Below are 19,741 nucleotides of genomic sequence, written 5' to 3'. Positions count from 1 at the left end.
GGGACGAAGGTCCCTTGCCGCGAGGTCCTACGGCCATGGCTGAGGTGCGCCTGCGCGGGTACCGTCCACGCATGGGGGCCATGCCCGTCGGAACGGGGCATACCGGTCGCGGCGTCCGCCGCCGGGGGGCGGGTCCTCACAGGGCGAGCGCCGACGGCGCGGCCCGCACCCATGACGCGAGGAGAACCGATCATGACAGGCACCGGCGATCTCGGCCGTCGCATCATCCATCACCGCGAGCGTCTCGGCCTGACCCAGGAGCAGGTCGCCGAGCGCGCGGACATGTCACCCGGTTACCTGAAATATCTGGAGGAGAACGCCGACAACCCGGACACCGGAGCTCTGTTCAGGCTGGCCGACGCCCTAGACACGACCACCGACGAACTGCTCGGCGGCGGCCAGGACCGGCCTCCCGGCCAGGGGCCCGCCACGGCCCACCCGAGGCTGGAGGCCATGGACGAGGCCGAGTGCCTGCGCCTGATCGAGCCGGGAGGCATCGGGCGGGTGGCGTTCAACGGCTCGTACGGGCCGACCGTGCTGCCGGTCAACTACACGATGCACGACGGGGCGATCGTCTTCGTCACGGCCGTCGGCGGGGCCATGGACCAGGACCTGCGTACCGGGACGGAAGGCGTCGAACTGGTCATCGCCTTCCAGATCGACAACATCGACGAGGCCAACCGGGAGGGGTGGAGCGTGCTGGTGCAGGGGCCGGCGCACCACGTGCCGGAGGAGGAGGCGGCCAGCGTGGCCGGGGCGGAGGTGACCCCGTGGGCGGGCGGCGACCGCAAGCTCTTCATCCGGATCATCCCGCAGCGGGTCACCGGCCGCCGCATCCATGCCATGTGAGCGCCCGCCCCTCAGCCGCGGCCCGTGGTGATCGCCGTCGTCAGCGGCGGCTCATGCCGGCGAGGCGGCCCTCGTCAGCCGGCCCGTGCCGGCGGGGCGTCGTCGTCAGCGGCAGCCCGTGGCGGCGAACGCCATCATGAGGGTCATCTCCCGCTGGTCGAAGTTGTCGTCGGAGCCGATCACCAGCGTGCACTCGCCGCTGCGCAGCCGCGGCCCCCAGGCCAGGCTCTCCAGGTTCTGCACGGGAGGACGGAACTCGCCCAGGTCCTTGACCAGGCGCTTGGCCACCGGCCGGTAGCCGCCGCGGATCAGGGAGTCACGGTCGAGGACGTTCGTGGCGCCGCGCAGGTCGATCTCGTACAGCCTGACCCGGTAGCCCACGCCCTGGATCCAGGCGCGTTCGAGGGCGAGGTAGCGGTAGTCGTCGATGGCCAGGATCTCCGACACGCCGCTGTCGGTCTGCCCGGTCGGCGGGTTGGGGGCGGCGGGCAGGCGGTCGAGCGGGTAGGCGTACTGGCCGCGTACCTCACCGTCGCGGTTCCAGACGGTCAGCCGGGTGACCGCGCCGCGCTCGGCGGTCGGGACCGGGCCGTCCTCGTAGCGCGGGCCTTCCGTCACGGCGGTGATGGAACGCGCTGTTACGGCCAGTCCCTCGAAACCGAAATTGCGCCGGGGGCCGCGTTCGGTGTCCGTCAGCCGCAAATTCGGCGGCGTCCGCATTTCTCCCGTGTGCCGCCCGTTCAGGTCCATTCCGCGTACTGCTGCGCGTGAAAGGGGAATATCCGGATGGGCCGGGTCGGGCCGATCGCCCTCGTCGCCCCAGAGCAGCCGCCCGCTCCACCGGTCGAGCCTGATCGACTCGGGGTCGGCCGCCTCCGGGTTGCCGTAGCCCGGGTACGGCGTCCCGTCGCGCCGGGTCAGCGTGACGGCCCCGGTCATCCGCACGCCGGTGAACGCGCCGGTCACCCGGTCGATGTCCAGCTCTCCGGTGTAGAAGCGGGCGGGGTTGTAGCGGTGGCGGTCGTCGGAGACGAAGTACCACGTCCCGGTGCGCGGGTCGCGGTCGATGCCGGACAGGCCGCCCACGACGGTGCCGTCCAAGCGCTCCATGTACGGGATCCGCTGCTCCCCGAGGAAACGGGTGATCCGTACCGGCTCGCGCCGCTCCGCCGCCGCCGGCGGGGCTGCGGCCATTACCGCCGTGAATGCGATGGCGAGGTGTAGTATTTTCCGCGAACGAGCCATTTGATCCTCCGTCATGAAAATCGACGGAGGACATGAAAGCGCGATTCGGCGGCCGAGTCCACGAACGGACATCCGCGTGCCCCGCTGTAAAAGGGGCGAATTCGCTAATCGATGTCGGGCAGGGTGACGAGGTGCACGGCGCCGTCGCGCGGCCCGGCCGCGGAGAGGTCCAGAACGCTGCCGTTGGCGTCGATCTTCGTCGCGGACGTGCCCCACGTCCCGGCCGGCGTGCGTGTGCGGTCCCAGACGCCGGCGCCGGGCACCACGGTCTGGACGTGCAGGCCGCCGTCGGGCCGTCCGGCCGCCGAGAGGGCGCTCACCGAGCCGTTGGCGTCGATCCTGGCGCGGGCGCCCCAGGCTCCCGCCGCGCTCCTGGCCAGGTTCCACACGCCTGAGCCCGGCACGGCGAGCTGCACGTGCAGACTGCCGTCGGGCAGGCCGGCGGCCGAGACCGCCGTCACCGCCGGGCCGGCGTCGATCTTCACCGAGGCGGCGGCCCAGGTCCCGGTGGCGGAGCGTGTCCGGTTCCACACGCCCGCCCCCGGCACGACGGTCTGCACGTGCAGGGTGCCGCCGGGCAGGGCGGCGGCCGAGACCCCGGAGACGAATCCGTTGTCGTCGATCTTCACGGCGCTCGCGTCCCAGACCCCGGCGGCGGAGCGGGCGCGGCCCCACACCCCCGAGCCCGGCACGGCGAGCTGCACGTGCAGACTGCCGTCCGGCAGGGCGGCGGCGGAAATATCGGTGATGTCGCCGTTACCGTCGATCTTGACGGCGTGCTCGTCCCACACGCCGGCCGCGCTGCGGCCCCGGTCCCACACGCCGCTGCCCGGCACCACGGTGAGCAGGCGCAGCCCGCCGTCCGGCAGCGCCGCCACCGCCACCGCCGAGACGCCGCCGTTGTCGTCGATCAGGGCCGCGCCGCCGTCCCACGCCCCCGACGCCGTGCGGGCACGGCTCCAGACGGTGCCGCGCAGGCTCTGGTCCACGACGCCGTAGTACGGGCTCCACACCCGCGCCTTGTAGAAGGCCGCGCCGACGCGCCTGCGGGTCATGGCGGGCGCGAAGAAGTCCACGGTGTCGGTGCACCAGGTGCTGGCCACGCACGAGCCGGGCGGCGACTTGGCGGAGTCGGCCCGCGTCTGGACGATCTGGCCGGACGGCTGGCTGCCGATGGACTTGACCGCGTTCCTGTCCGCCCCGGCGGGCGCGGGGGTGAAGGTCTTCGCCGTCTTGTCGTACAGGTAGGCGGCCGAGCCGGTGGTGAGCCAGAGCTTGCGGGGGTCGAGCGGGTGGGCGTACACGTCGTGGCCGCCGCCCGTCGGCAGCTCGGCCCGGCGGCCGGTGTCCTCGCGCAGCGCCGGGGCGGCGGGGGTGCCCTCGACCGCGAGCGCGGTGAGGATGTGCCGGTCGGAGCCGGGATCCCGGCCGATGACCCACAGCCGCCTGACGGCCGGGTCCCAGAGTGCGGCGTGGGCGTCGGTGAGCCTGAACTCCGCGTACGTGGCCGCGCCCGGCCCCTGCGAGGAGGCGTACACCCTGATCCAGCCTCCGGTGGAGGCGGCCACCGCGATGTTGCCGTCGGGCAGCAGCTCGGCGGCGTGCAGGTTGCCCGGCAGGACGCGCGCCCACTGGCGGGTGCCGCCCGGGTAGGAGACGACGGCCGCCACTCCCCTGCTGCCACCGGCCGCCACCACGAGGCTCTGCGCGCCGGAGGGGCGGCGGCGCAGCTTGAAGTCGGCGATCAGCCCGAAGGCCGAGACCTCGTCGGCGCTGAAGCCGCCGGGGGTGACGGTGGGTTGCCAGGTCCACTTCACGGCCTGGACGGTGTTCCAGTCGGCGACGGCGGGATCGTAGGCGGTCAGCCGCCTGCCGGTCTGGTCGCCGCCGACCACCCAGTAGTCGTCCGTCGTCGCGGTCGCGTCCGTCGTCACGGTCGTCGTCTCGGTCGCGTCCGTCGTCACGGTCGTCGTCTCGGTCGCATGCGTTGTCACGGCCGCGTCCGTCCTCACGTGCGTCGTCGCGGCCGGTGCCGCGTTGGTGGACGCCTCCGCCGTGGGGACTCCCGTTCCGGCGAGCAGGGTTCCGAGCACGGCGGCGATCACCGCTGCGGTCCGCACCCGATGCCTCCTTCGTCCGGCCTCGAGACGATGATCGCCGATCAACGAGGGATCAGGAAGGGCGCGTGCCGATGATCGCGGTGGCGTCCAGCTCGTCCGAGGTGGTCACGCGGGCGTCCAGCCCGGCCGCCGTCACCGCGCCGGCCGTGGCCTCCGCCTGGCGTTCGCTCGTCTCCACCAGCAGGTGGCCGCCGGGGGCGAGCCAGCCGGGGGCTCCGGCGATCACGCGGCGCACCACGTCGAGCCCGTCCGGGCCGCCGTCGAGGGCCATCAGCGGCTCGTGCAGCCGGGCCTCGGGGGGCAGCAGGCCGACCGACTCCGTCGGCACGTACGGAGGGCTGGTGATGAGGACGTGCACCCGGCCGCGCAGGGTGACGGGCAGGGGGTCGTACAGGTCGCCCTGGTAGACGTACGCGCCGGGCAGGTTGCGGCGGGCGCAGGCCACGGCGGCGGGGTCGAGGTCGGCGGCGTGCAGCTCGGCCCGGTCGAGGCCGGCCGCCACCGCCGCGCCCATCGCGCCGGTCCCGCAGCACATGTCCAGGACCACCGCCGCTCCGGCGGCCGCGCGCCCCAGCTCGACCGCCTGCTCGATGAGGAACGCGGTACGCGGCCGGGGCACGAACACCCCGGGCGCCACGGCGACGCGCAGCCCGCAGAACTCCGCCCAGCCCAGGACGTGTTCGAGCGGTTCCCCGTCCATGCGGCGCGCGACCATGGCGGTCAGAGCCTCGGGAGTGGGCGCGGCGGAGACGAGCAGCGCGGCCTCGTCCTCGGCGAACACGCATCCGGCGGCCCGGAGCCGCAGGACGATCTCAGCGGTGGTGGTAGATGACGAAGAAACCGACATGAATGCCTTTCGGAACGCCGATGGGCGCTCCCGCGGCCACCTCAGTCCTGGTGGGCCGCTTGGCTGATGGAAGGGAGCACCCAGCCTGACACAGCGTTGATGGGGCTCACCTCCTCCGGCCGATCTCGTCGAACGACCGTCACAGTATCAGAACCGTTCTCACCTCCTGGGTTCGGGCGATGGAGACCACCCGCCCGGCGGTGCGGGCGCGGAGGAATGTGGTCAGGGGGTGGGGGGCGGCGTACGGTCGGGAAGAGGAGAGGAAGGCGGGGCATGGGGCCGGTTGTGGTGACGGGTGGGTTCGGGCGGGTGGGCAGGCTGGTGCGGCCGGCGCTGCTGAAGGAGTACCCGCTGCGGATCGTCGACCGGGTGACGGGCGTGGCGGCGCCGGGCGAGGAGGTCGTGACCGGCGACCTGGCCGAGCCGGGGCTGGCCGAGGAGGTGCTGGCCGGGGCGTCCGCGGTGGTGCATCTGGCGGCCGATCCCAGGACGGACGCCCGCTGGGAGGAGGTCTACCGCGCCAACGTGGCCCTCACCGAGCGGCTCCTCGACGCCGCCGCGACGCGTGCCGTGCCGCGGGTGGTCCTGGCTAGTTCGGTGCACGTGATGGGCGAGTACAACCGGCCCGAGCACCGCCCGGTGGACCCCGGGTGGGAGCCGCGCCCCTGCTGCTCGTACGGGCTGAGCAAGCTCGTCGTCGAGTCGCTCGGCCGGCTGCACGCGGAGCGGACCGGCGCCTCGGTGGTCTGCCTGCGCCTCGGCGCGACCGGTTATCCCCTGTCCGAGCGGCGCTACCTCGGCGTGTGGCTGTCGGACCGCGACGCGGGCGCGCTGATGGCGGCCGCGCTGCGGGCCGGTCCCGGCTGGAGCGCCCATTTCGGCATGTCGGCGAACACGAGGCGGCATTGGGACATCTCCTCGGCCATGAAGCTCGGCTACGAGCCGCGCGACGACAGCGAGCCGTACGCGGCCGCGGCCGGGCCTCCGACGGTGCCGATCTGCCGCATGTTCGTCGGCGAGGACGCCCCTTAGGCCGGATCTACTTCGGACCGGATCTACTTCGGACCGGATCTACTTCGGACCGGATCTACTTCGGACCGGGTCCGCCGGGCGCAGGGTGACGGGCAGGGAGGTCAGGCGCAGGGTGCCCGGGTCGGGCAGGTACGCGGCCTGGCCGGCCGGCTCCAGCCGGGGGAAGCGGCGCAGCAGGGCCCCGAGCGCGATGCCGGTCTGGACGCGGGCCAGCGACGCCCCGACGCAGAAGTGCGGCCCGTGCCCGAAGGCGAGATGCGGCCCCGGCTCCCTGGTGATGTCGAGGGTGCCGGGGTCGCCGAACACGCGCGGGTCCCGGCCGGCGGACAGGATCGAGGCGGTGACGCGCTCCCCCTTCGGGATGCGTACGCCACCGATCTCCACGTCTTCGGCGGGGAAGCGGGGGACGGTCATCGGCTGCGGGGTGCACCAGCGGGCCAGCTCCTCGACGGCGCGCGGCATGAGCGCGGGGTCGTCGCGCAGCGCGGCGAGCTGGGCGGGGTGGGCGAGCAGGGCCGCGACGGCGTTGGCGATGAGGTTCGTCGGCGTCTGGCCGGCCAGCACCAGCAGCCAGACCATGGTGACGAGCTCGTCGTCGGACAGGCGGTCGCCGTCCTCCTCGTTGACACGGGCCAGGTCGGAGAGCAGGTCTGCGCGCGGCTCGGCCCGCACTCCGGCGATGGCCGCCTTGGCGTCCTCCATGATGGCGGGGATGGCCCGTGCGAACGTCTCGCCGTGGCCCGCGGCGACGGCGGCGCCGTACTCGCGCCAGGCCGGGCGGTCTTCGGCGGGGATGCCGACCAGCTCGCAGATGACCTCCATCGGCAGCGGCCTGGCGAAGCGCGCCAGCAGGTCCACCGGCTCGTCCTGGGGGAGCTCGTCCAGCAGGCCGGTGACGATCTCCTCGATCCGCGGCGCGAACTCGGCCGCCCGGCGCGGCGTGAACGCGGGCGCGACCAGCCGGCGCAGGCGGGAGTGCTCGGGGCCGTTCATCTCGGACATGGTGCGCATGTAGCGCAGGCAGTGCTCGGGCACGTCGGGGCGCATGAAGCTGGTGCCGCGGATCTCCATGCGCGGGTCGGCCAGCATCGCGCGGGCCTCCTCATGCCGCGTCACGGCCCAGAACGGGCCGAGCCCGGGAGCCACCAGCCGCGCGACCGGTGATTCCTCCCTGACCGGCGCGTACGCCGCGTACGGGTCCGCCAGCACCGCCGGGTCGGTCAGGTCGATCTCCGGCACTTCGGTCATGTCCTTGCCTCCACTTTCACATGTTCAGAGATTTTGGATGATGCCATCATCCGAATGGCCACGGTATCTTGGTTCGAGCGCGTACGGCAACGAGTGGAGGACGGTTGGCCCGGCTCACGAGGGCGGAGGCCCAGGAGCGCAATCGCGCGAAGGTGCTGGCCGCGGCAAGGGAGGAGTTCGCCGAACGCGGATTCAGGGACGCCAAGATCGACGAGATCGCCGATCGGGCCGAGCTGACGCGCGGTGCGGTGTACTCGAACTTCCCCGGCAAACGGGCGCTCTACTTCGCCGTCCTCGCCGACCTGGCCGAGCGCGCCCCGGTGATCCCGCTCGACGAGCCGGCGCTCACCGTACGGGAGGCACTCGGGGAGGTCGCGCGCGCCTGGGTGACCCGGCTGCCGCTGATGACCGAGGACCGGCACGCGCCCAGCAGGCTCGGGGCCGATCTGATGCCCGAGATCCTCGCCGACGAGACCCTGCACAAGCCCTTCGCCGAGCTCACCCGGCTCAACGCGATCCTGCTGGGGCTGGCCATGGAGCGGCTGCGGAAGCCGAAGGAGCCGGACGGGCGGCTGGTGCGGCTGGCCGGGGCGGCGCTCACGGTGCTGCAGGGGGCCGGGCAGCTCTCGGCGGCGGCGCCGGGGTTCGTCGACGCGTTCGACGTGATCCGGGTGTGCGAGGGGCTGGCCGAGCTCGACCTGGACGACCGCTGGACGGTCGCGCCCATGATCCCGGAGGTGCAGCAGACCGACGAGCCCTGGTCGCCGCCGCGCGCCGTCCGTGGCCTGGCTGACGGCGAGGCGGCGCGGCTCGGGCGCGACGGGGTGGTGGCGGTGCTCGGGGTGCACCGGCTCTCGGCGGCCGAGGAGTCCGTACGCGCCGCGCCGCCCGGGGCCGAGGTCACCGCCGTGGTCGTCACCCGTACGCCCGCGGAGGTGCTTCCGCTGGCCCGGCTGGTGATCGCCGAGGTCGGCACCTGCCTGCGCCAGGCGTTCCCGAAGCCGGCGTGGCCGAGGCTGCGGATCGTGTACGACGAGTCGGGCGCGCTGGCGGCGGCGGCCGGGGTCCCGGAGCCGGAGGACACGACGGAGGTCGCGATCCGGGTCCGCTCAGGCCGCATCGTCCTGCGCACGGAGGGCTTCGGCGCCTGCCACGCGGCCGCGTCCCAGCGCGACCGGCCTTGACGGCGCCCGCCCACGGGGGTGACCCGGCCACGGGGGTGACCCGGCCGCACTCGCAGCCGCTGCGAAGGCTCAGCCGGTCCACGCGGATCCAGCCGATTCACGGGGTTCAGCCGGTGAAGTGGATCACCACGCGGCGGTTCTCGGCTCGGCCGGCCGGGTTGTCCGCGCCGCCTTCCGTATTGGGGGCGACCGGATCGGCTTCGCCGTGGCCCGCCGCCACGACGCGCGGCCGGCCGGCGAGGACGCGGTCCAGCTCCCGCTTGACGCTCTCGGCGCGGCGCCTGGACAGGCCCACGTTGTACGCGGTCGTGCCCAGCGCATCGGTGTAGCCGTCCACCCGTACGGTGCCGGTGGCCGTACGCAGACGAGTGGCCACGGCGGCCAGGTGGCGGACGGCGAGCGGCGTCAGCGTGGCCCGGTCGAAGCCGAACAGCACGTCCGACGAGATCGTGATCCTGCGCCCGCGCCCTTCGGCGGTCTCGGTCCGCAGCGGCTGAACGGTGAGCGTCAGGTCGAGCACCGCGGCCCGCAGATTCTCCTCAGGCACCTCGGCCGGCGGGCTCAGCGACACGACCCCAGCCAGCGGACTCAGCGACACGCCCCCAAGAGGCGGGCTCAGCGGCGCGACTCCGGACGGTGGGCTCAGCGGCACGGCCCCGGATGATGGGCTCAGCAGGGCGATCGCCAGCGCCAAGACGAGGGGGCTCACGGCGTCACCGGCACGTCGCGGAGCGGCGGTTCGCTTCCGATGCTCACGTCGAGCGCCTTCACCTCGGGCCCTGGAGCCGGGAAGGTGTAGGTCCGCACGCTGGGCTCGCCTGCCTTGACGATCCAGTTCGGCGGCTGCAGCGGCCGGTTCTCCGAGTCCCGGACGATCAGGTACCGCTTGAGCCTGACGTTGTCCACCAGGGTGATCGCCGAAGGGCCGGCGCCGGTGAACTCCTGGGCCGAGACGTAACCCGCCCCCTTCGCGTGCGCGGTGATCGACAGCACCAGGTCGAGCAGCTTGCCGCGACGTCGCAGCGCGATCACCGCAACCTCCGCACTGCCCGCCGTCCCGGCCTTGAACGTGGCTCCGGCCACCGGCTCGGCCCCATCCTGCGGCCTCCCACCCGAGGGATCCGCTCCAGGGCTTCCGTCCGGAAAGCCCGCCGCCGGACCTGCGCCCGAGGGGTCCGGTGCCGGTGGCCGGGCGGCGGGCTCGCGGCCCGGTGCGGGGGCCGAGGTGGGGGCGGGGTCGATCGCGGACGGGGTGGCACGATCGATCCCGGCTGCTGAGCAGGCCGTAAGCGCCAGTGGCAGCACCGCCACAACGGTCCACGTACGAGCTCGCATGACACCCTCCCCCCACCGTCGGCCTGACCTCAGAGTAGGAAGGGCCGGGCCGGTGGGTCGAAGGACAAATACCGCCTCCGGGGGCGTACTTTTCCCTTGCCAGCACGACATGTCGTCAGGCGTCGCACCGGAGCGGGAGCCCGACCCGCGCGACATGAGTCTTCACCGTCGTCGGGCTGAGGCTCAGCCGGCCTGCGAACTCGGCGTTGCTCAGCCCGGTCGCGAGCAGGAGCAGTTCACCCCGTCACGAGCAGACACAGCTCATCCCGGTCGCGAGCAGGCCCAGCACCTCCGGCTCCCGGGGCGTGGTGCGCCGCCGCGCGGACGGTGCGCGTGGCGATGACGGCAGGCGGGGCACCGGCAGCTTCAACTGGTACCGGCACCGATGGAACCGGCCGGGGTGGACGGGCGGTCCAAGTCATGGGCGACGTTCACGCCGGCGCCCCGCCGCCCGCCGTCCGCCTGTGAGCGGCCGCGGGTCCCGCGGAGCCGGCTGACGCCGCTGACGGCCCTTCCCGTCCGCGGGCGCGCGCTGAGCGTCGCCCCCCGCCAACGTCCCAGCTGTCAGACGTCGCCCCGCCAGGCGTCTCAACCGCCGTACATCGCCCCGCCAGGCGTCTCAACCGCCGTACATCGCCCCCGCCAGCGTCTCGAGCGCCGAACGTCGACCTCGCCAGCGTGCCTGGGCGTCGTCCTTCCCGCCGACGGGCTACCCGCGCGCCTGGCGCGTGCCGGCGAGGTCGCCGTCGAGGACGCGTTCGAGGAAGGCGTCCAGGTTCGCGGCGGCCCTGACGACGCGCTCCGCCACGTTGAGCGACTCGAACCGCTCCCCCAGCTCCGTCTGCTTCTTGTCCCGGATGTAGAGCGAGCAGTCCAGGTCGGCGCACATGTAGAGGCCGACCGTGTTGCCCTGACGGCCGGCCGGGCCGACGCGGGGCGCGGTGAACAAGGCGACGCCGGGGCCGGTGTGCGGTGTCACGCAGACCGAGCAGAGCGTGGTCTTGGTGACGCTCCTGCGTACGCCCTGGGCCAGGCGCAATGCCACGCCGACGGGGCTGCCGTCCCGTTCGGCGACCAGGTAGGCGCGCTCTGGCGCCCCCGGATCGCGCCAGCCCAGGAAGTCGAGATCGGGCCAGGGGGCGCGGAGCAGGTCGCGGGGGACGCCGAGGCGGCGGGCCTCGCCTTTGGAGCAGTTGACGAAGCTGGCGCGGATGCCGGCTTCGGTGATGGGGGTCATGACGGAACGCCTCCGGTAGCCTAAGGTCTCTAGTTTCAACCTAGAGCCCCTAGGCAAGGCGGTGCAAATCCTTTCCGCGCGAGCTCAGAGAGCGTCAGGGCGGAGCACGCGGGCCTTAAGGGTGCGGGCTCAGAGGGGGTGGGCTCAGAGGGTGGTGGGGAGCACCGGCAGGCCGCGCACGCCGGGCTCGGCCGTGAACAGGCTTCCGGCCAGCGGCTGCTCCGCCCGATCCACGTCCAGGGCCGAAGTGGTGATGAACAGCCGGTCGAGGTTGTCCCCGCCGAACGTGACCGCCGTGACCTTGCGCGCCGGCAGGCTGATGACGGCGTCGAGCCGGCCGTCCGCGTCGTACCTGTGCACCGCCCCGCCCTGCCACAACGCCACCCAGACGCCGCCCTCGGCGTCCACCGTCAGGCCGTCGGGGCCGCCCTGCTCGGGGTCCACGACGGCGAACGGCCGACGCCCGCTCAGCCCGGTCTCAGGGTCGTAGTCGAGCACGTCCACGCGCCCGACCCCGGTGTCGGCGTAGTAGGCCCGCCGCCCGTCGGGGCTGAAGCCGAACCCGTTGGAGATCGTCGTCCCGGCCAGCACCACGCTCAGCTCGCCGCCGGGACCCGCCACGTAGAACGAGCCGCGGCCCGGGCCCGCGTCGTAGCCCATGGTGCCGATGTAGAACCGGCCGTCGGGGTCGCAGCCGCCCTCGTTCATCCGGATCGTCGGGTCGCCGAACGCCTCGCCGAGGGAGCGCAGCGGGGCGTCCAGGTCGTCGGAGTCGGCCAGCAGCAGCTCGCGCTCGGCGGCGACGACGTAACCGCCGTTCACGCGCGGGCGTACGACGGCGGCCACGGTGCCGACGTGGCGCCGGCGTACGTTCCCGTCGTCGCCGAGCTGCAGCACGTCCCCGGCCATCATGTCCACCCACCGCAGGCCCCAGCGGTCGGACCACACGGGCCCTTCACCGTGGTCGGCGACGGGGTCGGTGACGGGGTGCGCGGTGATGGTCATGCCGCCCTCCTTGGCGATGGCAGAAGTACAGATCATGACCTTATGCGCAGCGGCCACTTCCCTACCGCGCGCCCCGGGAACGAACCACCGTCAAGCCGTGGCGCCAGTCCAGCCCGAGGTCCGATGCGCGCACCGGTGGAAGGGCTGGCGCGGGGACAGCGGCAGCGATTCGGACGCAAGGGCCGGCGCCGGGGGCCGGTGCGGGGGCCGGTGAGCGACGGCGGCCTTGGGACGGGCGCCGATTCGACCGAGCGCGGTGGGTCGGGGCCGGAGCGGCCGGGTCCCCCGCCCAGTGACGTGGGTGGTTAGCGGCGGCGGCCTCGGGACGGGTGGCGGGGCGACCGGGGGCGGGGGGTCTGGGTCGGCTTGGCCGATGCCTCGGTCCAGTGGGTGGGGCGGGTGAGGGTGGGGGGTAGGTGGGTGGTGGTGTCGCCTTTGGCTGCGTTGAGCTGGGCCTGGGTGAGGAAGACGGCGCCGGTGAGGTCGGCGCCCGACAGGTCGGCCCCGCGTAGGTCGGCGCCGATCAGGTCGGCTTGCCGTAGGTCCGCGCCGCGCAGGTCGGCTCCGATCAGGTACGCCCCGCGCAGGTTGGCGCCCCTCAGCCGGGCTCCGCGCAGGCGGGCGCCGATGAGGTCGGCCCCGCGTCGTTCCGTGCCCTTGAGACCGGCGCGCGCCAGCTCGCTCGTACGCAGCAGCAGTTCGTTGACCTCGGCCCGGTGGGCGGACACGTCGAGCCGCTCCAGCGTGCCGGCCTCCTCCCGGGTGAGCCGCTCGGTCTCGTCGAAGGCCCGGCGCAGGGAGGCGTGGATCGGCTCGGCCGCCTCCAGCGTGAGCGCCTCCGCCAGGTACCACAGCAGCTCGTGCAACTGCCGCATGACCGGGAACACCGCGTACATCCGCGCGGCCGTCTCCGGCGCCTCGCGCCAGCTTCGCCCCTCGAACGTGACCTGCGAGACCTTCTGACCGGCGCCGAAGCAGTCGAACACCGTGCAGCCGGGGAAGCCGCGATCCCTGAGGCGCTCGTGGATCGAGCAGCGGAAGTCGTCGCGCAGGTTGTGGCAGGGCTGCCCGCCCTCCTTGTCCACGGCGAAGTCGGAGGAGGCCGAGAACGGCAGCGCGACGCAGCACAGCCCGAAGCAGCTCTCGCAGTCGGCGGTCAGGCCGAGCTCGCGCGGATGGGTTCCGGGCAACGCGATGGTCTCCTAAACGGGTCAAGGAGGGTGAAGGGGGTGAACGGGTAAGCGGGGTCAACGGGTGGCGCGGCTCACCAGCGTACTGGCGGGTGACGGGTAGGGTCGCTCGCCAGCGTACTCACGGATGGGCGTACGGCGTCGTCGTGGTCAGCGATGCGAAGCCCAGACGTTCCAGGATCGGCCGGCTCTGGTCGGAGGCGTCCACCTGGAGGTAGCGGTAACCGCGCGCGACCGCCTCGCGGGCCCGGTAGGCCACGAGCGCCCGGTAGACGCCCTTCCCCCGCCAGCCCGGCACGGTGCCGCCGCCCCACAGGCTGGCGAACGCGGTGCCGGGGTGCAGGTCCATGCGGGCCGCACTGATCGGCGTGTCGCCGGCCATGGCGACGACGGCGATGACGGTCCCGGCGGCGAGCTGGGCCGGCAGGGCCTTTCTGAGGTGCTCGTGGACGGCGTCGAAGGCGAGGTCGTGCACGTCGGCCAGCAGGTCGACGCCGTCCTGACCGGTGACGGGGACCAGCCGCACGCCCGCCGGCACCGCGTCGGGCTCCGCAGCGATGCCGGCGGCTTCGGCGACCATGAGCGTCTCGGCCGGTTCCGGGGTGAAGCCGGCGGCCAGGAGGCGGCGGTCGAGGTCGGCTGGCCGGTCGTGGGCGTACAGCTTCCACTCGAACGGCCGTCCCAGCGCGCCGAAGTAGCGCACCTGCTCGGCGATGGCCGCGTCGGCGCCGGCGTCGCCGAGGCCGGACCAGATGATCCCGTTCCAGCCGTGCTCGGGCCCGACCATGCGCACGACGTCGCCGTCCCGCTCCACCACGCTGCCGGCGCCCTCGGGCGCGGCCTCGCGCCGCAGCTCCCTGTCGAACGCCGCCAGTACCTCTTCAGAATTCATCCGCACACCTCACCAGCCGCCCCTGCCACCGGGCAACCGGTTTACGCCCGCGCCGCCGTCAGCCGCCGTAGCGCCGCTGCCGGGCGGAGAAGCTGCGCAGGGCGCGCAGAAAGTCGATCTCGCGGAACGCAGGCCAGTACGCCTCGCAGAAGTAGAGCTCGGAGTAGGCGGACTGCCAGAGCAGGAAGTTCGACATGCGCTGCTCGCCGCTGGTCCTGATGACCAGGTCGGGGTCCGGCTGCCCGGCCGTGTAGAGGTGGGGGGCGATGTCGTCCACCGTCAGCGCCGCGGCCAGCTCCACCATCGACTGGCCCTGCTCGGCCCGCTCGTACAGCAGCTCGCGCAGCGCTTCGACGACCTCCTGGCGGCCGCCGTACCCGATGGCGAGGGTGAGGTGGAAGCCGGTGGCGCAGTCGCGGGTCGCCTCGACGGCGCTCTTCAGCGCGCGGGCGGTGGTGTCGGGCAGCATGTCGAGCATCCCGGCCACGTGGACCTGCCAGCGGGCGTCGGGACGGTCGAAGTGGTCGGCCACCAGCTGCTCGATGACGCGCAGCAGAGTGGCCACCTCCTCGTCGCCGCGGCGCTGCAGGTTCTCCGTCGAGCACAGGAACACGGTCACGTGGTCGATGCCCAGGCCCTCGCACCACGACAGGACGTGGGCGATGTGCTCGGCGCCGTACTTGTGGCCGATGCTGGGGTTGGCCATGCCCATCTGCCTGGCCCAGCGCCGGTTGCCGTCAGTGATGATGCCGACGTGGCGGGGCAGGGGGCCGGTCATGACCTGCCGCCGCAGGCGCCGGGCGTAGAGGGGGTGAAGGAGGTCGGTCATCCGCATCCCTCAAGGATGGACCCACCGGCGGACCGGAATCCGATCTTTCCCGATTTCCGGCTCAACCGGCCGTGCGGCCCGCCCAGGACACCGACACGGACAAATCACCGTCACGAGCCACCAGCTCTCAGGGGCGGATCACGGTCAGGTGGAACGGTTCCGCGTGCTCGGCGGCGTGGGCCACGGCCGCCGGCGCGTCGTCGAGCGTGAACTCGGTGACGTCGAACCGACCGAGGTCGAGCAGCCCGCTGCGGGCCAGGGCGGCCAGCCGGACGGGGGCGTCGCGCGGGTACATCCACTGCCCGCGCACCGTGACGCTGTTGCGCATGAGCCACGGGTACGGCAGCGCCAGGTCGTCGCCGCCGAGCATGCCGACGCCGCCCATGAGCACGACCCGGCCCCGCTCCCGCACGGTCATCGCGGCGGCCCGCACGGGGACCGTCCCGGCCTGGGGCGGGAGGAGGTCGAGCACGAGGTCCACGGGGGCGCCGCCGGCCGCCGCGACCATGCGCTCGCGGTCCTGGTCGGCGTCGCCGGTGAGCCGTACGGTGCCGGCCCGCTCACCGAACCGGCGTTCCAGCGCGGCCAGCGCGCGCTCGTTACGGCCGGGAGCGATGACGCGGGCGGCTCCCATGGCCAGCGCCACCGCCACCGCCGCACCGCCGAAATTGCCGGTCGCCCCGCTGACCAGCACCGTCTCCCCCGGCTGGAGTCCGCCCGCGAGCAGCCCGCCGTACGGGACGAGACACAGGCACAGCGCGCTCCAGCGTCCCGCCTCGGCGGGGTCGAGCGGGCCGAGCGGCACGGCGTTCTCCGTGGGGACGAGCAGGCGCTCGGCGAAGGAGCCCTGGCCGAAGTGGCGCTGGAGGAGCAGCCCGCCCTCGCCGCGCGCGCTCAGGCCCTGCAAGGTGATGTCCGGGGTCAGCGCGTCGTCGCGGGCGCGTACGGTCGGATCGCACAGCACCCAGTCGCCCGGGGCGAGCTTCGTGGCGTCGGGCCCGCACGCGCGCACCCGGCCGACCGCCCCGGCGCCGGGCGTCACCGGCAGCGTCAGCAGGTACCGCCGCGCTCCGGCGAACACCTCGGCCGCGTACGGCAGCACCGGCGCCGCCACGACGTCCACCACCACCTCGCCCGAGCCCAGCACGGGCTCCGGCACCCGCTTCATCGACAACGGTGACCCGAACTCCGTCAGCACAGCCGCCTTCATGATCGTGACGCTCCTCTCTCGTCGGCGGGCTTCATCCTGGCCGTCGGCGGGTGGCGCAACCAGGGCCGGTATCGTCATGGGACAGCTCGATACCACCTTGCGGGGAGGCGGCGATCATGACCGCACCGGCCGGCCGTGCGCTCGGTGACTTCCTGCGCTCCAGGCGCGAACGGCTGACGCCCGAGCTGGTGGGGCTGCCGCCGCGCCCGCGCCGCCGTACGGCGGGCCTGCGCCGGGAGGAGGTGGCCGAGCTCGCGGACATCGGCATCGACTGGTACGTACGGCTCGAACAGGGCCGTGCCGTCACCCCCTCCACTGCCACGATCGACGCCCTGGCCGGCGCGCTGCGCCTGGACGAGACCGAGCACGCCCACCTGCGCACGCTGGCCCGCCGCCCGGCCCGGCCCGCGTTCGTCAGGGAGCGGGCGCCGGAGGGCTCGGCCCGCCTGGTGCACGGCCTCGCCCGGCCCGCCTACCTGACCGGACGCCGCTGGGACGTCCTGGCCGTCAACGCCGCCGCGGCCGAGCTGTTCACGGGGATCGACCGGCTGCCGCCCGGCGACCGCAACGTGCTGGTCTACCTGCTGCTCACGCCGATGGCCCGCGACCTGCTCGGCGACGGCTGGGCCGAGCAGGCACGGCACGCCACCGCCCAGTTCCGCGCCGCCTTCGATCTGTGGGCGCCCGACGCGGCCTTCACCGGCCTGGCCACCAGGCTGCGGCGCGGCTCGCCCGAGTTCGGCCGCTGGTGGGAACACCACGACATCGCCCAGGGCGGCGCGGGCGGCAAGGTGCTGGGCGGGCGCGCCTACGACTACGCGACCTTCCAGGCCAACGAGGATCCCGGTCTCCGCCTGACCGTCTACACGCCGCGATGACGCGCGGCCGGGTTTACTGAAGCCCAGGCCCCGCCCAACCCGGATCGAGCCTCTCGGGAACCTCTAGCCGGCGCCCGGGAACGTGAGGACCGACGGCACGGCGCCACCGTGCGCCCGGCCGAACTGCTCCTCCACGGCGGCCAGCAGGTCACCGGTGGTCAGGACGGAGATCTTCCACATGCCGCCGCCCTCGCTCCCCGATCCGGCGACGGGCGCGAGGTCGATCGAGACGGCGAGTCCGGTGCTGAGGAGGTCGTGGGCCAGGTCGACGGCCCGGTCCTCACCCTCGACATTCGTGTGTACCTCGATCATCTCGGCCATGGCGCCGTCCTTCGCGGAGGTGGGAGCTCCACCCTATCCACGCGAATCGCTCGGCGAGCCGGGTTCGCGGCAGACGGCAGGCAAACGGTTTCACGCCCGCGGCGGGCCGGGTTCGCGGCAGACCGCGGGCCAACGGTTTCACGCCCGCGGCGGGCCGGCCGTGTGCCGCGACAGGAGGGTCTCGACGGCTGAGGCCAGCAAGTCGCGGTGACCGGCGGGAAGGTCGCCCGCCAGCGTCTCCAGCCGCGCCGCCACCCCTTCGTGCGCCAGCTCGCCCATCCGCTGCCCCTCGCCGGTCAGCTCGATGAGGCAGGCGCGGCGGTCGTGGGAGGAGCGGGTACGCCGGACGAGCCCGCGTTTCGCGGCCCGGTCCACGAGCCCGGTCAGGCTCGACTTCTCCAGGTGCAGCGCACGGCTCAGCTCGCCCATGCCCACCGGCCCGCCCACGAGCAGGCAGAGCAGCTGCGCCTGCTGCGGCGTCAGGTCGTGCTCGCGGCTGACCTCGCCGAAGACCTGCTGCACCAGGTGCGCGAGCCGGACCAGCGCGGAGGTGAAGGACAGCGTCGGCTCTTTCGTCGTGACCACGGGCCGAGTCTAGTTGACAAAAGTTCGTAAAACGAACTACTTTCCTTCGCATCACCAACTGTTCGTAATGCCAACTATAGTCTCGGCCACAGGAGCCCTTCCATGCCCGACTACGGCCACGACCTGCTCTTCAGCGTCAGCGTGGTGCCGTCCGCGCAGGAGGCGGACGGCGTCGTAGCCCTCGCCCGGCTCGCCGAGCGCGCCGGACTCGACCTCGTCTCCTTCCAGGACCACCCCTATCAGCCGGCCCTGCTCGACACCTGGACCCTGCTCGGCTACGTGGCCGCCGCCACCGAGACCATCAGGCTGGCCGGCAACGTGCACCCGCTGCCGCTCCGGCCGCCCGCGATGCTCGCCCAGGCCGCCGCGAGCCTGGACCTGCTCAGCCATGGCCGGTTCGAGCTGGCCCTCGGCACGGGCGGCTACTGGGACGCCATCGCCTCCATGGGCGCGCCCCGTCTCACCCCTGGCCAGGCCGTGGACGCGCTGGAGGAGGGCATCGCGATCATCCGCGCCGCCTGGGACACCGACGCTCCCGGCGGCATCCGGCACCTCGGCGAGCACTACCGGGTGGAGGACGCGCCACGGGGGCCGCGACCGGCGCACGACATCGGCGTCTGGCTCGGCGCGTACAAGCCGCGCATGCTCCGCCTCACCGGCCGGCTCGCCGACGGCTGGCTGCCGTCCCTGCCCCGCTACCGGTCCTTCGCCGAGCTCGGGGCGGGCAACGCGGTCATCGACGAGGCGGCCGCCGAGGCGGGCCGCTCGCCCGCCGCCATCCGCCGCCTGCTCAACCTGGACCGCGAGCGGGCGCCGGAGGAGCTCGCCGAGCTCGCCCTCGACCACGGCGTCAGCGTCTTCATCCTGACGGCGCGCGACGCGCGCACCGTCGAACGCTTCGCCGCCGAGACGGCGCCCGCCGTCCGCGCCCTGGTCGCCGCCGGCCGCTCCCCCGCCGTACCCGAGCCCCCTGCCACACTGGAACGCCACCCAGCCACCTCCGAACGCGCACCCACCACGCCCGAACGCCACTCCGCCGCCTCCGAGCGTGCCCCCGCCTCAGCAGGAAGGTCACCGATGCCCGCAGAACCGGGAAAGCCGCCGCCGTCCGCGCGGACGGGAGGGGCGCCGCTGGCCGCCGTGCCGACGCCGGACGACGGGGTGCGGCTCAGCTCCGTCCGGGTCTGGGACGAGTCCACCCGCCCCGCCGGCCCGGCCCCCGACCCGCACCGCCGCTACTCCCCCAGGGAGCAGGCCGCCGGACGGCACCTGATCGACGTGCACGACCACCTGCGCGCCGAGCTGGCCCAGCTGCGCGACCTGGCCGACCAGGTCGCCGCCGGAACGCTGGACGCGGGTGCGGCCCGCGACCACATCAGCACCATGACCATGCGCCAGAACAACTGGACGCTCGGCGCCTACTGCGAGTCCTACTGCCGCCTGGTGACGATGCACCATTCGGCCGAGGACGCCATGCTCTTCCCGCACCTGCGCCGGGTGGAGCCCGGCCTCGCCCCGGTGCTCGACCGCCTGCGGGAGGAGCACCAGGCCATCCACAAGGTCCTCGAACGCGTCGATCGCGCCCTGGTCGCCTTCGTCACCGATCCGGCGGGCCTGGCCGACCTGCGCGGCGCGGTGGACCTGCTCACCGACACCCTTCTGTCGCATCTGTCGTACGAGGAGCATGAGCTGGTCGAGCCCCTCGCGCGGCACGGCCTCTGACACCCACCGGCC

Annotated in this window: 20 protein-coding genes; 5 read left to right on the top strand and 15 right to left on the bottom strand. The window is 73.5% G+C overall.

Translation table 11 applies throughout. From position 1 onward, the window contains the following. Positions 1 to 192: 192 nt before the first annotated feature. The gene (locus B0I32_RS34060; RefSeq protein WP_106246794.1) at positions 193 to 849 is read left to right on the top strand and encodes a helix-turn-helix domain-containing protein; all 657 of its coding nucleotides are present in this window, start codon (positions 193 to 195) and stop codon (positions 847 to 849) included. 105 nt (positions 850 to 954) lie between these two features. Here B0I32_RS34060 and B0I32_RS34055 read toward each other — a convergent pair whose 3' ends face one another. The 3 genes from B0I32_RS34055 to B0I32_RS34045 all read right to left on the bottom strand — a co-directional run bounded on the left by B0I32_RS34055 (position 955) and on the right by B0I32_RS34045 (position 5,061). Next, positions 955 to 2,043, bottom strand: coding sequence for an esterase-like activity of phytase family protein (locus tag B0I32_RS34055; RefSeq protein WP_219912134.1), 1,089 nt, complete (start codon positions 2,041 to 2,043; stop codon positions 955 to 957). A gap of 155 nt (positions 2,044 to 2,198) precedes the next feature. Continuing rightward, positions 2,199 to 4,214, bottom strand: coding sequence for a DUF6528 family protein (locus B0I32_RS34050; RefSeq protein ID WP_106246790.1), 2,016 nt, complete (start codon positions 4,212 to 4,214; stop codon positions 2,199 to 2,201). A 52-nt stretch (positions 4,215 to 4,266) separates the two neighbouring features. After that, positions 4,267 to 5,061, bottom strand: coding sequence for a putative protein N(5)-glutamine methyltransferase (locus B0I32_RS34045; protein ID WP_106246789.1), 795 nt, complete (start codon positions 5,059 to 5,061; stop codon positions 4,267 to 4,269). A gap of 273 nt (positions 5,062 to 5,334) precedes the next feature. Between B0I32_RS34045 and B0I32_RS34040 the strand changes: the two genes are divergently transcribed. Further along, entirely contained in the window at positions 5,335 to 6,093 is a 759-nt protein-coding gene (locus tag B0I32_RS34040) for an NAD-dependent epimerase/dehydratase family protein (protein WP_181308068.1), read from the top strand. A 39-nt stretch (positions 6,094 to 6,132) separates the two neighbouring features. On the opposite strand, the gene B0I32_RS34035 is transcribed toward B0I32_RS34040, so the two are convergent. Further along, on the bottom strand, positions 6,133 to 7,341 hold the full coding sequence (locus B0I32_RS34035) for a cytochrome P450 family protein (RefSeq protein ID WP_106246785.1): 1,209 nt from the start codon (positions 7,339 to 7,341) through the stop codon (positions 6,133 to 6,135). Positions 7,342 to 7,445: 104 nt separating this feature from the next. Between B0I32_RS34035 and B0I32_RS34030 the strand changes: the two genes are divergently transcribed. Further along, a complete protein-coding gene (locus B0I32_RS34030) occupies positions 7,446 to 8,525 on the top strand; it encodes a TetR/AcrR family transcriptional regulator (protein ID WP_106246783.1) in 1,080 nt (359 codons plus the stop codon). Between the two features lie 106 nt (positions 8,526 to 8,631). Here the strand turns inward: B0I32_RS34030 and B0I32_RS58035 are convergent, their stop codons facing one another. The 9 genes from B0I32_RS58035 to B0I32_RS33990 all read right to left on the bottom strand — a co-directional run bounded on the left by B0I32_RS58035 (position 8,632) and on the right by B0I32_RS33990 (position 16,223). Continuing rightward, on the bottom strand, positions 8,632 to 9,234 hold the full coding sequence (locus B0I32_RS58035; RefSeq protein WP_181308066.1) for an OmpA family protein: 603 nt from the start codon (positions 9,232 to 9,234) through the stop codon (positions 8,632 to 8,634). Then, positions 9,231 to 9,608: a hypothetical protein gene (locus B0I32_RS58030; RefSeq protein WP_181308064.1), complete on the bottom strand. Its 378-nt coding sequence runs from the start codon at positions 9,606 to 9,608 to the stop codon at positions 9,231 to 9,233. Before B0I32_RS58030 ends, B0I32_RS58035 begins: the two co-directional genes overlap by 4 nt. 367 nt (positions 9,609 to 9,975) lie before the next feature. Then, positions 9,976 to 10,089 (bottom strand): LuxR C-terminal-related transcriptional regulator, encoded by a 114-nt coding sequence (locus B0I32_RS34020; protein WP_342751803.1) that lies wholly within the window; start codon positions 10,087 to 10,089, stop codon positions 9,976 to 9,978. 480 nt (positions 10,090 to 10,569) lie between these two features. Then, on the bottom strand, positions 10,570 to 11,097 hold the full coding sequence (locus B0I32_RS34015) for an FBP domain-containing protein (protein ID WP_106246779.1): 528 nt from the start codon (positions 11,095 to 11,097) through the stop codon (positions 10,570 to 10,572). A gap of 144 nt (positions 11,098 to 11,241) precedes the next feature. Then, positions 11,242 to 12,102 (bottom strand): SMP-30/gluconolactonase/LRE family protein, encoded by an 861-nt coding sequence (locus B0I32_RS34010; protein ID WP_106246777.1) that lies wholly within the window; start codon positions 12,100 to 12,102, stop codon positions 11,242 to 11,244. Between the two features lie 305 nt (positions 12,103 to 12,407). Further along, positions 12,408 to 13,292, bottom strand: a complete 885-nt coding sequence (locus B0I32_RS34005; RefSeq protein WP_219912133.1) for a pentapeptide repeat-containing protein — start codon at positions 13,290 to 13,292, stop codon at positions 12,408 to 12,410. Positions 13,293 to 13,413: 121 nt separating this feature from the next. Next, complete coding sequence (locus tag B0I32_RS34000) at positions 13,414 to 14,184, bottom strand: GNAT family N-acetyltransferase (protein WP_106246774.1); 771 nt, start codon at positions 14,182 to 14,184, stop codon at positions 13,414 to 13,416. 58 nt (positions 14,185 to 14,242) lie between these two features. Continuing rightward, on the bottom strand, positions 14,243 to 15,019 hold the full coding sequence (uppS, locus tag B0I32_RS33995) for a polyprenyl diphosphate synthase (RefSeq protein WP_106246772.1): 777 nt from the start codon (positions 15,017 to 15,019) through the stop codon (positions 14,243 to 14,245). A 121-nt stretch (positions 15,020 to 15,140) separates the two neighbouring features. Further along, positions 15,141 to 16,223, bottom strand: a complete 1,083-nt coding sequence (locus B0I32_RS33990) for an alcohol dehydrogenase catalytic domain-containing protein (RefSeq protein WP_106246770.1) — start codon at positions 16,221 to 16,223, stop codon at positions 15,141 to 15,143. A 116-nt stretch (positions 16,224 to 16,339) separates the two neighbouring features. On the opposite strand from B0I32_RS33990, the gene B0I32_RS33985 reads away from it, so the two are divergent. Then, positions 16,340 to 17,101 (top strand): helix-turn-helix transcriptional regulator, encoded by a 762-nt coding sequence (locus B0I32_RS33985; protein WP_106246768.1) that lies wholly within the window; start codon positions 16,340 to 16,342, stop codon positions 17,099 to 17,101. A 63-nt stretch (positions 17,102 to 17,164) separates the two neighbouring features. Here B0I32_RS33985 and B0I32_RS33980 read toward each other — a convergent pair whose 3' ends face one another. Further along, the gene (locus B0I32_RS33980; RefSeq protein ID WP_106246766.1) at positions 17,165 to 17,422 is read right to left on the bottom strand and encodes a hypothetical protein; all 258 of its coding nucleotides are present in this window, start codon (positions 17,420 to 17,422) and stop codon (positions 17,165 to 17,167) included. 138 nt (positions 17,423 to 17,560) lie between these two features. Then, on the bottom strand, positions 17,561 to 18,007 hold the full coding sequence (locus B0I32_RS33975; RefSeq protein ID WP_106246765.1) for a MarR family winged helix-turn-helix transcriptional regulator: 447 nt from the start codon (positions 18,005 to 18,007) through the stop codon (positions 17,561 to 17,563). Positions 18,008 to 18,109: 102 nt separating this feature from the next. Here B0I32_RS33975 and B0I32_RS33970 point away from each other — a divergent pair, with 102 nt between their 5' ends. Next, a complete protein-coding gene (locus B0I32_RS33970; RefSeq protein WP_106246763.1) occupies positions 18,110 to 19,729 on the top strand; it encodes an LLM class flavin-dependent oxidoreductase in 1,620 nt (539 codons plus the stop codon). The last annotated feature ends 12 nt before the right edge of the window (positions 19,730 to 19,741 follow it).

The organism is Nonomuraea fuscirosea, from assembly GCF_003001935.1.
Taxonomy (GTDB): Bacteria; Actinomycetota; Actinomycetes; order Streptosporangiales; family Streptosporangiaceae; genus Nonomuraea; species Nonomuraea fuscirosea.
Note: the sequence above shows the minus strand (reverse complement) of the source record. Positions and strands in the feature narration are given on the sequence as shown.